General features: G+C 58.9%; 11 protein-coding genes. 3 read left to right on the forward strand and 8 right to left on the reverse strand.

Going from position 1 to position 13,548, the window contains the following annotated elements; genetic code table 11:
* Positions 1-226 precede the first annotated feature (226 nt).
* Entirely contained in the window at positions 227-544 is a 318-nt protein-coding gene (locus ACW9JE_RS22395) for a hypothetical protein (protein ID WP_457433966.1), read from the forward strand.
* Positions 545-596: 52 nt separating this feature from the next.
* On the opposite strand, the gene ACW9JE_RS22400 is transcribed toward ACW9JE_RS22395, so the two are convergent.
* Together ACW9JE_RS22400 and ACW9JE_RS22405 are read right to left on the reverse strand one after the other, a co-directional pair.
* Positions 597-2,006: a DUF1254 domain-containing protein gene (locus ACW9JE_RS22400; RefSeq protein WP_457433967.1), complete on the reverse strand. Its 1,410-nt coding sequence runs from the start codon at positions 2,004-2,006 to the stop codon at positions 597-599.
* A 152-nt stretch (positions 2,007-2,158) separates the two neighbouring features.
* The gene (locus tag ACW9JE_RS22405) at positions 2,159-3,910 is read right to left on the reverse strand and encodes a L,D-transpeptidase family protein (protein WP_457433968.1); all 1,752 of its coding nucleotides are present in this window, start codon (positions 3,908-3,910) and stop codon (positions 2,159-2,161) included.
* Between the two features lie 83 nt (positions 3,911-3,993).
* Between ACW9JE_RS22405 and ACW9JE_RS22410 the strand changes: the two genes are divergently transcribed.
* The gene (locus tag ACW9JE_RS22410; RefSeq protein ID WP_457433969.1) at positions 3,994-4,698 is read left to right on the forward strand and encodes a murein L,D-transpeptidase catalytic domain family protein; all 705 of its coding nucleotides are present in this window, start codon (positions 3,994-3,996) and stop codon (positions 4,696-4,698) included.
* Positions 4,699-4,779: 81 nt separating this feature from the next.
* Positions 4,780-5,565, forward strand: coding sequence for a transporter substrate-binding domain-containing protein (locus tag ACW9JE_RS22415; RefSeq protein ID WP_457433970.1), 786 nt, complete (start codon positions 4,780-4,782; stop codon positions 5,563-5,565).
* A gap of 102 nt (positions 5,566-5,667) precedes the next feature.
* Here the strand turns inward: ACW9JE_RS22415 and ACW9JE_RS22420 are convergent, their stop codons facing one another.
* From ACW9JE_RS22420 to tssI, 6 genes are all read right to left on the reverse strand, one after another.
* Positions 5,668-5,889 (reverse strand): hypothetical protein, encoded by a 222-nt coding sequence (locus ACW9JE_RS22420; RefSeq protein ID WP_457433971.1) that lies wholly within the window; start codon positions 5,887-5,889, stop codon positions 5,668-5,670.
* A gap of 258 nt (positions 5,890-6,147) precedes the next feature.
* Entirely contained in the window at positions 6,148-7,047 is a 900-nt protein-coding gene (locus tag ACW9JE_RS22425; RefSeq protein WP_457433972.1) for a hypothetical protein, read from the reverse strand.
* A 103-nt stretch (positions 7,048-7,150) separates the two neighbouring features.
* Entirely contained in the window at positions 7,151-8,050 is a 900-nt protein-coding gene (locus ACW9JE_RS22430) for a hypothetical protein (RefSeq protein ID WP_457433973.1), read from the reverse strand.
* The gene (locus ACW9JE_RS22435) at positions 8,047-11,334 is read right to left on the reverse strand and encodes a toxin VasX (RefSeq protein WP_457433974.1); all 3,288 of its coding nucleotides are present in this window, start codon (positions 11,332-11,334) and stop codon (positions 8,047-8,049) included. The genes ACW9JE_RS22430 and ACW9JE_RS22435 overlap by 4 nt, the downstream gene beginning before the upstream one ends.
* Positions 11,334-12,197: a DUF4123 domain-containing protein gene (locus ACW9JE_RS22440; RefSeq protein WP_457433975.1), complete on the reverse strand. Its 864-nt coding sequence runs from the start codon at positions 12,195-12,197 to the stop codon at positions 11,334-11,336. Before ACW9JE_RS22440 ends, ACW9JE_RS22435 begins: the two co-directional genes overlap by 1 nt.
* On the reverse strand, positions 12,194-13,548 hold a 1,355-nt coding region (gene tssI, locus ACW9JE_RS22445), incomplete at its 5' end, for a type VI secretion system tip protein TssI/VgrG (RefSeq protein WP_457433976.1). The genes ACW9JE_RS22440 and tssI, both read right to left, overlap by 4 nt.

A 13,548-nucleotide genomic window follows, 5' to 3' on the forward strand; every position in this document is an offset into this window, starting at 1 on the left:
AGGATGTGATCACAGAGATGGAAACCCTGGAGGAGTGGGTGCCAGCGGAAGAGGTGCATAAGAGAAAGGGCCCGCTCCCACAGGGATTTGTGCCTTCCTTCAGATTATGCGGCGATGAATGAATCGATGGCACCCTATTGCACCACTCGTCATCCAACCGGCACCAACCACCCTGCCCTCCACACCAACTTCAGGTAACCACTCATTTTCTGGAGAGGCTCCCTCCATGAACATCAAACTCACTTCGCTGTTACTGGCCGGATTATTATCCGCTACATCCCTGGCCACCTTCGCCGCCTCCAACGACGGCTCCGATGCAACCGGCACCAAGTCCGGCGCCACCGGCGGTCCGGTCATGCCGCCGGACAACACCCCCTCCGCGCCCTCAGGCGGCAACGCCGGTGACGGTGGTGCCACCGGGTCTTCATCCGGCAGTGCCAGCGGCACCACGGGTTCGGGCACAGGCTCGGGTTCCGGCGCAGGCGGCGGCACGGGCTCTGCGGGTGGGGGTAGCGGTGGCGCAGGCGGCGGGACGGGCAGCTGAACGCGTAAAGGTGGCCGATGGTGAATCTCCGTCGGCCACCTCCATCAGCCGATCACTGTTTCTGCATGACCGGCGGCGGGTTCCACTTGCCGTTCAAGGCATCGGCCTTAGGTCCGTATAGGCGCATGGTCAGGTTGAACGGCCCCTTGGGCGCCGGCAGCCAGTTGGCCTCGAGATCCTTGCCGGGGCTTTCGTTCTGGAAGTAAATGTCCAGCGAACCATCGGCATTGTTCTTGAACGGCATCCAGCTGCTGACCGCAAAACGATTGAGCCCATTGGCGACCTGGAACCCTTCCGGGTCATACAGCGTGATCGACCAAAACGCATTCACCGGCGGTGCTTCGCCCTTGTCGAAATGCAGCACGTATTTGTTCGCGCCATCCAGGGGCTTGCCGTTGGAGTCGCCCATGTTCAGCGGATAAATCGCGTCTTCCGGCAAGTTGGCGCCGAGCCCCACCTGAGCCACGATCGCGCGCTTGAGGTAGTAATTGCCGTAGACCCCCATGGTGTCGGTGTTCATCGACCAGCCATTGACCACCCGCGCCAGGGTCTCCACTTTCCAGTTCATCAGCGCCTGCGCATCTTTCGGTACTGACTCCAGCGCAGCTTTGATCTCCGGATCCAGCGCGTTCATGTCGAACGACTTGCCAGGCTCGATGCCGATCCGCTTGATCTGCGCCAGCATCGGCTGATCGGTGCTGTGGGCTGGATGCATTTTCAGCAGCTCCGCGGCGTAAGCGAAGTAGTTGGCCGCCGACATGGTATCGACCTGAATCTTCGGCGGCGTCTTCATGTCCACCGCCGGATCGATCTTGACGCTCACCGGCTCAGCCGCCTTGCCCAGCCGCGACAGCGGGGTCACGGTGTAGCCGGCCTGGATCTTGTGCACCGCCGCATAATCGGCCGCGCCATCGGTCTTGGTACGGCCGATGATCCAGACATAAGACGTCGGCGCCGGCAGATGCTGCAGTCCGGCCGGCACGGTTCCCGTCCAGCCCGGCGGCGTCACCAGAAACTGCGCAGCCTCGGTGCCCGTGGTGCGCCAACCCGGCGAGGCGAACACGTCGCTCCACATATCCAGCATCGGCAACAGATAGAAACGCCCGGCCGTGTCCGGTGCGGCAATGACCAGCGGCTCCTTGGTCAAATCGAGCCAGGCAATGGAGTACAACGTGTCGAAGTTCGAGCGCACCACACCCTTGAAACTCGCTGGCGGATACTCCGGCACGCTCACGAACATGTTCATCGGGCCTTTGCCGAATTCCTTGCCCGGTTCGATGTTGGTGAACTGTTTGCGGGTGATGTCCATGGTCAGCAACGGATAGAAATACACATAGGCATCCACGCCAATGGCATGGGCCTGTTCGGATGTGAGTTTCGATTGAGCCTGGGCGGCGAGCGGAAGCATGGCTGAAGCGGCAACGGTCAGAGCAACGGCTGTCAATGCTTGAGTAATCAACATATTGGCGATCGTCCGTACGTAGGGGAGATCTGCCGGGTTCGGCAGAGCTAACAGAACTCTAGACGATCGCTTGGATCCGTTTTGACAGGCGGACAGCCGGCTCGCCGGGGGTGTTTCACGCCAGAAACACCCCGCTGATGGATGCCCGTCGGCTACGGCTGACGCTGTCCGGTGACCACCATCGTTGCTTCGCCTCCGGGCAGTTGCAAGGCAGGCAAATTCGACGGTTTGTTCAACTGCTGCAAGACCGGCGTGTCGTAACCGTAAACATCCGGTTTAAACGCCACCCGCCCCTCGTTGCTCATATCCACCGTCCAGTACGCCAGCAACACCGGCACCCTGACCGGCAGCTTGATGTTTTCGGTGCGGCCGTTGGCTAGCTGCTTGGCAATCCCTTCACTGTTCCAGCGCACCGGATCGTTGAACAGCAACTCGACCAGCTCCAGCGGATTCTCCACGCGGATGCAGCCGGAGCTGGTGGCGCGCATGGACTTGGCAAACAGCTCGCGGTGCGGCGTGTCGTGCAGGTAAATCGCGTAGTCGTTGGGGAAACGGATGACCACCCGGCCCAGGGAGTTTTCCGGGCCGGCATCCTGGCGCAGGGTCAGGCCGCGGGCGTTGGACCAGTCGACGGTGGACGGATCGAGCACATTGCCCGCCTTGTCGAGCACCCTGATCCGGTTGGCCGCCAGGTAATCCGGGTTCTGCTGAACCTTGGGCAACATGTCCTTGGTCAGAATCGTCGGTGGCACGGTCCAGGTCGGGTTAAACGTGATGTAGGTGATCTCGGACTGAAACACCGGCGTACTGCGGAACGGTTTGCCCACCTGCACCCGGGCGCGCCAGATCGGCTCTCCGTCGCGGTAGAACGCCACCTTATAACCGGCGATATCGACCACAACGAAGGTGCCCTGCAGCTTGTACAGCAACCAGCGCGCGCGCTCGAGGTTGACCCGGACCTGATCGATCCGCGCCTCGACCGGCACGTTCAGCGCCGCCAATGTCGCCGCCCCGGCCACGCCATCGGCGCCCAGGTACTGCTCGGCCTGATATTTCTTCACCGCCGCAATGACCTTGTCGTCGTAAACGTTGCGTTTACTCGCATGGGGCTCCAGATAACCACCGGCCACCAGGCGCGCGCGCAACTGTGCAACCGACGCACCTTCCATCCCCGGTTTGAGCGACTGCCCCTCGGTGACCTTCGGCCAGCCACCGACATCGCGGACCTGCCGCAACTTCGCCAAGGCCTCGCGCATGCTGCCGTACACCGCCTCCTGGGGGGGCGCCTGAGCGAAGGCGCGGTCGACATCGTGCTCGTCGAGGGCAACAAAGAAACTGTTCACATCCTCACGGGGATCGACGCCAACCGGGTCGAAGTTCCAGTGGAAATCCAGCCGGGCCGGATCGACCTTGCCCCGCCGTAATTGCAGCAGCGCGGTGATATAGGTGCGGGTCAGGGCGATATCGAACGCCGCCGATTGCGCGGGAGTGGGCGCATTGGCCTGCAGCAGCATTTGCGCCTCGGCCAGCTCGGCTCCGCGGAAATCCGCAGGGTTCAAGCCGTCGGCCTCAGTGCCGTTCAAACCCTTGAGTAGCTGCGCTATATCACGTCCATCGGCCCAGGCGGCGCGATAATTACGGTGAGCGTAAAAGTCCAGAACGACGCGATTGATGTCCGCTCGTTGATGCTTGCGCGAAGTGATCAGGGGCGGAAAGGCCGATTGCAACGGTTCGAGCATCGCTTGAATGCCCTGCCCAACCACGTTGTCAGGCGCCGCAGACCTTTCGGAGGTTTGCGGAGATACCGGCACGATCGGCGAAGTTTCGCCGAGCGCAGTGCCGCTGATCAGAAAGACCATAAACAAACCGCGGCTTATGACGAATAACCTTGTTAATTGCCCCATGGATAATCCCTAATCTCCCGCAAATCAAAAAGCTAGCGTTCAAACCGCTGCTAGACTCGACATATTCCTGATGAGATTTACATATGGCGCTACATCGCTTTGGCTTGCAACTCACAGCGCTGCTGTTGACGTCGACCTTCATCACTACAGCCTACGCCGAAACGCTTGAGGCCGCGCTCGCCAAAGCCGCCCCAAATGCAAATGCCAAGGTCATCGCCCTGGCCGTTCGCGCAACACAATGCTCTCGCGCACAAAGCGCAGTTCCGGCACAAAGATTAGCAGTCATCGATTACTCCCTGCCTTCGACCGAGCAGCGGCTGTGGGTGTTCGATCTGAAGAAACGCAAACTGTTGTTCCACGAACTCGTCGCCCATGGCCGCAACAGCGGCGAAAACATGGCCACCCTGTTCTCCAACCAGAACGAAAGCTTCGCCACCAGCATCGGTCTGTTCCGCACCCAGGAAAGCTATCGCGGCTCCAACGGCTACTCCCTGCGCATGGAAGGCCTGGAACCGGGCTTCAACGATAACGCCTTCGATCGGGCAATCGTCATTCACGGCGCACCGTACGTCAGCCCGGTCCTGGCCCGCGCCAACGGCCGCATCGGCCGAAGCCTGGGCTGCCCGGCCGTGCGCCCGGCCATCGCGCACAAGCTGATCGACTCGATGAAGGATGGGCAACTGCTGTTCTCCTACTACCCTGACCAGCGCTGGCTGAAGACCTCTTCCTACATTAACTGTGGGAGCGGCACCGTGGCGTCGTCGGAGAAGACTACAAAGCGCCAGTAAGGCGCTTCCAGAATCCGGCTTGCGTGGTGATGATGGGGATGTGTTTCACTACAGCCCCCCTCTCACCAAAGCCGAACAACAATGAAGAAAATCTACAGCAGCATGATGCTCAGCGGCCTCTTCGCCCTTTCGATGAGCGCCCAGGCACAGGACAGCGCTTCCCATCTGGACAAGGTCCTGCAACAAGGCCAACTCCGCGTCTGCACCACCGGCGACTACAAGCCCTACACCTTCAAGGCCGAAAACGGCGAATACTCCGGCATCGACATCGCCATGGCCCGCTCGCTGGCCGACAGCCTCGGCGTCAAAGTCGAATGGGTGCCCACCACCTGGAAAACCCTGATGCCCGACATGCTCGCCGGCAAATGCGACATCGGCATGGGCGGCATCTCCGTTACCCTCGAACGGCAGAAAAGAGCCTTCTTCAGCACCACCCTCGACGTCGACGGCAAAATCCCGCTGGTGCGCTGCGAGGACCAGTCCAAATACCAGAGCATCGAACAGATCAACCAACCCACCGTGCGCCTGGTGGAACCGGCCGGCGGCACCAACGAAGCCTTCGTCCATGCCTTCCTGCCCAAGGCGCAATTGCAGCTGCACGACAACGTCACCATCTTCGAGCAGCTGCTGGAGAAAAAGGCGGACGTGATGATCACCGACGCTTCCGAGGCGCTGTATCAACAGAAGCTGAAACCGGGGCTGTGTGCGGTCAACCCGACGCAATACATGCAGTACGGCGAGAAGGCGTACCTGCTGCCGCGGGATGACATGACCTGGAAGTTGTATGTGGATCAGTGGCTGCATCTGGCCAAGGTCACTGGCACCTATCAAAAGGTACTGGGTGAGTGGATCGCCACCCCGAAATAACTCGCCCCCTGTAGCAGTTGGCGAAGCCTGCGTCCGACTGCGAAGCAGTCTCCCCTCCTGAAACGCAAACGGTGGAAATCACTCCACCGTTTGCGTCATCGATCAATCGTCATGCAACAGAGCCGAACCGTACTCGCCATAACTGCTGCCAAGCGCACTGCCGTGGAAGTTCAGCGTGTTGGGATTGGTGTTGGTGGGCCCCGGGCCGAATCCACTGGGCACTACCGAGTCAGCCGAATAATCGTGATGGGGGCTGACGCTGGAGCACGCGCTCAACAGCACGACACCGCTGATCAGGGCGGCTTTTAGGAGGTTTGAAGTCATTTTTATTGCTCCTGAGGCTAGAGGCGTGGTGGTTGGGATGGTGTCTTCATCCTAGATTGGGGAACGAGTGGGGATTGTGAAACTTGGCAGGGTGACAGCTTTGGTTCAGCTTTCGTTTCAGGGGGGTGGTAATCCAGCACCAGAGCAATGTGTGCTCATGGCGAGTCCTTAAGTTGCAGGTAAGGCCCTGCGCTCGTCTTTGCCGAGCGTAGGCTGGCGCAGGATCCAGTTCTGGTGATGGTGTTAAAGCGCTGACAGTCATGCGATTTGTTCCACCTCAACTTGTCGCAAGCGTATGGCCTGTTCCAATTCGGGGGAGCGTTGAGCCCATTGTTCGGGAGGCAAGGGTTTGGACCATTCGATGATGGCTGGATCGGTCAGGTCAGGCGGATGCGACAGCTTCAAGTTCTGCAATTTCTCCGCGAAATATGTGCCCAGGATGGCAATGCAGAATATTCCCCAGACGACGCCTATCAGGTCCCCCTTACGCAAGTCCGTGATGATCGAACCGATTTGCGTTTCCTCGAAAGGGGCAATACCTAACTGGCTATCAGGCACAGCATCCGGACCAATTTCCATGTAGCTGCGCATGCACTCCCACAACGCCATGGCCGTGGTTCCACCACCACAGTTAAAACCCATCGAATAATGCTTGTTGTCGTCTTTGGCCTGCTGATCAGGGTTTTCGAAGCCAATAATCAACAAGCCCATGGTGGCTTTACCCGCCTGGCTCACCGATGAGTGTTGAGTCGCCGCAGCCGTCACGTTTTCCCAGGGTACGATCCAGTACTCGCCATCCGCTTGCGGCACGCACACCTCACGGCGTTGGCGGTTGAAGCGCACTGGTGAAGGCACCTCGCGAAATAGGCCGTAGATAACAAACAAGGTAGGAATGCCTAATATGATTAATCCGCCTCCCCAGATGAGAGGATCAGGATTTATGTAATTCATAAGTGCAAATAGCAATGCCATTACCCAGATCATCATTACGCTCGAACCAATGCTGTAATTACCGATATCGAGGTACACCTCATTCTTGCGCCAGATAATGTTGAGTACATCGCAGGGATCTTCACCAGAGGGAATGGGCAATGGCGCCAAGTAGTCATTGCGCGAAAATATCCGTTTTTTCGTCGTGCCTGCCGGTGGTGTGCTCATGGCTTGTCCTTAAGTTGCAGGTAAACGGCCCCAGGCTCGTCTTTGCCGAGCGCGGGAACCGGCGCGCGATCCAGTTTCGGTAACGGTTTGATAGTTCGGACATTCATGCAACTTGCTCCAGCTCAACCTTTCGCAGGCAGATGGCCTGTTCCAACTCAGGGGAGCGTTGAACCCATTGTTCGGAAGGCAAGGGTTTGGACCATTCGATGATGGCTGGATCGGTCAGGTCAGGCGGATGCGACAGCTTCAAGTTCTGCAATTTCTCCGCGAAATATGTGCCCAGGATGGCAATGCAGAATATTCCCCAGACGACGCCTATCAGGTCCCCCTTACGCAAGTCCGTGATGATCGAACCGATTTGCGTTTCCTCGAAAGGGGCAATACCTAACTGGCTATCAGGCACAGCATCCGGACCAATTTCCATGTAGCTGCGCATGCACTCCCACAACGCCATGGCCGTGGTCCCACCACCACAGTTAAAGCCTATAGAAAAATGTTTGTTGTCGTCCTTGGCGTGCGGATCAGGGTTCTCAAATCCAATAATCAACAACCCCGTGGTGGCTTTACCCGCCTGACTGACCGACGAGTGCTGCGTCGCCGCTGCCGTCACGTTTTCCCAGGGTACGATCCAGTACTCGCCATCCGCTTGCGGCACGCACACCTCGCGGCGTTGGCGATTGAAGCGCACCGGCAAGGGCACCTCACGGAACAAGCCAACGATCAAGAGCAAGATTGGAATGCCAGTAATACAAGCACCCAGGATCAGCAAGTCAGGGTCGCTCAAGCCATATCCCAGTCCTAAAAACAGCATCACCATTGACCATATCGCCATCACCGCCGAACCGACGCTGTAATAACCAATATCGAGAAACACCTCGTTCTTGCGCCAGATGATGTTCAGTACATCGCAAGGTTTTTCACCAGTGGGGATGGGCAATGGTGCCAAGTAGTCATTGCGCGAAAATATCCTTTTTTTTGTCGTGCCTGCCGGTCGCGTGCTCATGGCTTTTCCTTGGGTTGCAGGTAAACGGCCCCAGGCTCGTCTTTGCCGAGCGCATAGCGTGGCGCACGATCCAGTTCCGGTGTCGGGTCATCCCGCAGGGCAATCACGCCCGAACTGTCATTCAGGGTAAAAGCCAATCCCCGTTCACCGCCGATAAAGTTCCTTGCGCCCAACATTGCGGTCAATGGCGTGCGATAACGCAAACGAAGGGAGACTGTGCGGGGTTTTGAGCCAAGAACATTCGGCACGGTGCTGAACAGTCCGCTCAGGCGCAAACCTTGGCCTTCGTTGACCGGTATCCAGCGACAGTTGCTGCTGGACAGCCAATGCAGTGCCATGTTTCGCCAAGGGCGAGGTGGCTGGACGATAGTGGCCCGGCTGTTTTTGATCAAATATCGGTATTCCTGGGTATCGACGGGATCACCGATCAGGCTCAGTTCCAGGTAGGCGTTGCGGGGTTCCGCTCCGGGCAAGTCGATGGTCAGGCTATCAATGGAACTCACGGAAGATAGCCCGGAGGGCCCATTGGAACTGCCCATCACCGAACTGCTCTTCATGCTGACCCTAGGTGTAAACAGGAAGCCGTACAGTCGGTTGAGTTCATCGTGTTGAGCCTTGGCTGGGATAGGATCGAGATCGTTTGCTCGCCCTTTTGACCAGCAGCAAAAATTGAGGAAGTTTTGCAGCGGGGTTTGCTGAAAGAACCAGGTGATTAAATACAGAACACCCAAACCGGCGATGAGCCAGTTCAGCGGGCCCATACCCAGTGAATAGCGCAAGATGGCGGTCTCGACCTCCACCAACCCTGCCAAGGCCCTGCCGGTTTGGACGACTCCCAGGAGTGCCTGAGCACCATAAGCCGTTACCTGACCAGCAACCACTGATTGGCGCATTTCCAGCCATGGATCGACCCTTGTCTGTGCACTTTCCAATTGCGTTTGCAAAGACTTGAATTCTTTCAGTGCTGCGGAAGTTGATAATCCACCAATAGCCGCGCCAAACATTGTGAGAGTTGGAAACATGGCCTTCCCTTTACCAAATTTCTGTATATCGAGCCCCTTCCTCACCTGACTATCAATCACCGCCGTCAGCGCCGCCGCGGCATACAACGATGCGGAAACCGCGTCATTGACACGCTGACTATCCATGCCCTCCCCGACTCCTACCTGACTTAAAAAATTACTCGCGTTAACGGCGTTCAACAGCAGGGCCGCAAGTGGTACGACGCCACCGCTGTTGGTCACGAAGGGCGAGTTCACAATGTTCATCACGTGCCCCGCGCCAATGGCTTTACCGGTGGCGTTGGCCCATTGATTCAGCCCTTCGGCTTTGTGTCCCAGCAACACCCAAACCTGTCGCCCGCCTATGTTCAAAGCTTCCATACGCGTATCGCTGCCCAGGCGCGCAGTGACGAAAATACCGAGCCATGCACTGCTGAAGGACTTCTCGCCTTTGAGCAACAGCAACGAAGCCGCCAGACGGTTGACCAGTAAGCTCCAAGGGCTATCGGCGTCTCGGGCCATGGCTGCGAGGTCATCCAGAATCGGTGCTGTCAGTGGCTTAAGTGCCTGATAGGTCGCGACGATGTTCTCGGACGCCAGTGCTGCCATCAGCTCACCAATGCGAGTGGTGTTGTTGATGCCGGCATCGAGAGAAGGCGTCCAGGCACGAAACAGATGCGTCAGCGCGCCACCGTCGGCTGCCCGCACATAGTCAGCGTATTGTTCGGCACCCCGGGTGCGGATGCATTGAGCGGTCAAACAACCAGTGGCCAGTTCGGTCAACCAGTGCCGTGTGTCCAGATCGTGGTAATCGACAAACCAGGTGCCGTTGACGGAACGTTTGAGATACACGTCCCGATCTCTGAACAGCACCTCATGACGTTGTTCGATCTCCTGGAAATGCGAAGGTGCGGTGATGTCGAGCCATGTGTTCATCGCCTTCAGGTCAATGTATTCGCTCACTTTGGCACTGAGTAAATCGTTGTCGAGATTGGCCTTCTTTTCGGCGCGGTACTCGCGCACCACAAACTCCGCTTCGGTGTACAAATCCGCCGGAATGAAAGCCCGTACGGGCGCAACGATAGTGGCAATACGCGCATCCCGAGCGCTGGCTTGAGCATGGGTAGGCTGACCACCATGCTGACGGGCTTGGGTTTCGACCTTGAGCTGCTCATCCAGCTTGCGCTGTGTATCGAGCATGATCCGCCCCTGATCAGGCGTGAGGTTGATGTTGCGATCCTTGTAGCGGTAGCTCAGAGTGCCCGCCAATTCGGCCCCGTCTTCGCTGACCAGACTGCGCACAAATCCGCCGATGCTCAGGCGCAGATTGTTATCGCCGACCCATTCTTCATGACGCGCCTCGACCAACTCCTGTTCATGGTTGATATCCCGCAGCACACCCAAATCATCATCGAGCGCAGCAAACACCGCATACAGCGGCCCAGCCTGACGCTTGGCTGCGTCCAGCCAGCCTTGAGTGGCATCCACTTCCCATGGACTGGCGCTCCAGGTCCCCGGCTCAATCGGCGGTGACTCGGGGGATTGACCAGCGGCCGCGTTTTCACGCTCGCGCAGAAACTCCGAGCTGGCGGTGTAGGCCTTGATGTTTTCCGATGTGGGGTTGGCATACAGCACCTTGCCCAGTGCTTCCATGCCCTGGCGGTAGGCGGCACCGTTGCGTTGGTAATCGTGGGCCAGGGCGGCCTCACGTACCTTGGGCATGAGTTCGGCGACCAGCTCCAGCGCCTTGTCGAGCGGTGGGCAGTGTTTGGCTGAAAGGCGATCGGCGACCTCGGTGAGTTGGATCGGGCGCATGCGCTTGCCGCGTTCATCGGCGTTTTCAAGACGCTCGCAGGCGTCCTGAGCCAACGGCATTTCGCTGTAGAGCATCCAGGCATCGTGACACTTGTTCAGGGCAATCCCGGCCATTTCTCCGATGGGGATGGCGGCGTGGGATTGTGTCAGCGGTTGTTCGAGCAACAGGCCGTCAGCGGCCACGGCATAACGTTTGAGCGGGCCTTCGACATGCCACAGATAAACGTACCCTCCACGCAATCGGCGCAGTGCCATCGGATGGCTTTGGGTCGGGCTGGGAGGCTGGAAATCCGCGTGTTCGGCGGCCTGTTCGGCCATCGCGTAGCGGCCGGGAACGACGAAGATCTCCGCTTGCCGGGCCGGGCATGTGCTGACCGGGCTCGACAGGTCTTCGCTGCCAAACCGTTTTTTTGCGGCGTGATCAGCCTTAGCGAGATTGCGAATTTTATCGAGAGTAGTGAGGGTCATTAAAAAGACTCCTTGTCAGTCAGCACCCAATTGCGTTGCAGTTCCACCAACAAGGCATCCAAGCGTTGTTCGGCGTTGAGGGTTTGTTGTTGGAGAATTTCGCGGTATGCCTGATGTTCGGGAGCCTGTGGAAATGCGGTGCCGTACTCCGCAACCAACGCTGCCCAGCGCGCAATATCGTAGGGCGCTGAATACCCGTAAAGCGCAGCGCCCTCGCGGCAAGAGCCTGCCCATTGCTGCTGTTCAGCGTCGGAAAGCCCGGCCAGAGGCTCGGGAAAGTAGGTGCGTACGTGTTCCAGCAGTTGCTGGTCGAACGCTTCCAGCTTTCCATGGTTGATCTGTTGAAGCTGTTGCTCATCCAGATACAGCCAAGGACGCTCTGCGTATTGCTGCGTGTTTTGCCGATCCTGTTCACGGACGATCCACTGCTCACCCTGATCATCTTTCGCTGGCAGTCGCACGCGGCTGATCGGTCCCATCATGCGATCTCGCTCGGCCGAACTCAGGGCCGGCAGCCAATGACGCATGACACGCGGGTCGTAGTATCGAAACAGCAATGAAGCACCGCCGCTGACTCGCGCATGGAGCAGGCTGCGCAGATATTCAGCCAGCTCCAGCATGGGCGCGTCGCTCTCGAGCATCACCCCGGCATCGTGTTGCCAGTGGTCCATGAAAGCTTTTTCGAGTGGGCTGTCGGCACGCAGGACGACCAGAGCAGGACCCACATCGAACAACGCTCGATAGGGAGTTCCGTGATAGAGCCATTCGATCGTCGGGCTGCTATCCAGTCGGTATAAACGGGTCGGCAAGCTATCGATGCTGGCGCCGTCCAGAAGCAAATAACGTGAGATACCATGAGTCATTTCGCGGCTCCCAGCTTCTGACAGACTTCACACACCGGCTGAGCCGATGTGGCTGCCTTCTGCAGTGCCTGACGCAAGGCAGGAAGGAGCAAATCACCCGCCTTATCCGCATCCGCCTCCTTCAGCGGCCCCGGCAAAAGCGGTGCCGCCCCCGTACCAACCCCCGGGCTTCCGCCAGAGTTGAGCTTGATTAGCGGCCCGCTGATGGTCACGCCGCCGGCATCGATCTTGATGAAGCTGCCGCCCCCCACCAGCGTCATCTCCGAGCCAGCCTCGAGCACCAGCTTCATGCCGCTTTTCAGATGGATTTCCCGACCAGCCTCGACGAGCTGCCCGGTGCCGATCCTGACGTGCTGGTTGGCACCCACCGTCAGGTGATCATCGGCACGGGCCTCTGCTTTGCGGTCCGCATGAACCGTGCGGTGTTCCTCGGCCCCGAACTCGCTGTAGCTGTTCTGCTCGACGGTGTCGTGCCGCTCGTTGCCGACGCGAATCTTCTGGTCGCGTTCGATGTTCTCGTCCCAGTCGCGCTGGGCGTGCAGGAAGATCTGTTCCTGGCCTTTCTTGTCTTCGATGCGCAGTTCGTTGGAACCGCCACCGCCCGGCGAGCTGAGGGTCTTGAACACGCTGCGGGTCTTGTTCGCCGGCAGCGGGTACGGCACCGGATGTTCCTTGTGGTACAGGCAGCCGCTGATCAAGGGTTGATCGGGGTCGCCTTCGAGGAAGGTGACCAGCACTTCCATGCCGATCCGCGGGATGGCGATGCCGCCGTAGCGGGCCCCGGCCCAGTCCGAGGAGACGCGCAGCCAGCAGCTGCTTTTGTCGTCGCCCTGGCCTTCACGGTCCCAGTGGAACTGCACCTTGACTCGGCCGTACTCGTCGCAATGGATTTCCTCGCCCTGCGGGCCGGTGACCACGGCAGTCTGGCTGCCGAGAACCCGTGGTTTGGGATGTCGCAGTGGCGGGCGGTAGTGTGCATCCCACGGCGTGGCCTTGAAGCGGTTGCGATAGCCCTGAGTTAACCCATCCTTCAATGTGCTGAAGTCGCTGGTCACCGACTCCTCCAGCACTTGCGGCTGTTCGCCTTCATGAGTGACTTCGGTGAGCAGCCAAAGGTCGTTCCACTTGCCGTTCGGGTGCTCGGTCAGGGAGAGAAAGTGTCCGCTGACCAGCAACGGCTGATCGCTCTCACCTTCGGCGAGCCGGAAGTCGCTACGATGGCGTTCGAGGGCGCGTTTGGCCAGGTGCCGGCCCCGCTCGCGGTCAACGAAACGCCCCGGGTAGTCGTAGTCTTCGAGGTCGGGCCGCGCGTCGATACGGTTTTCACTTTCGAGGGTGATGCGCGGAATTT

It is taken from the genome of Pseudomonas sp. SDO55104_S430, from assembly GCF_054070595.1.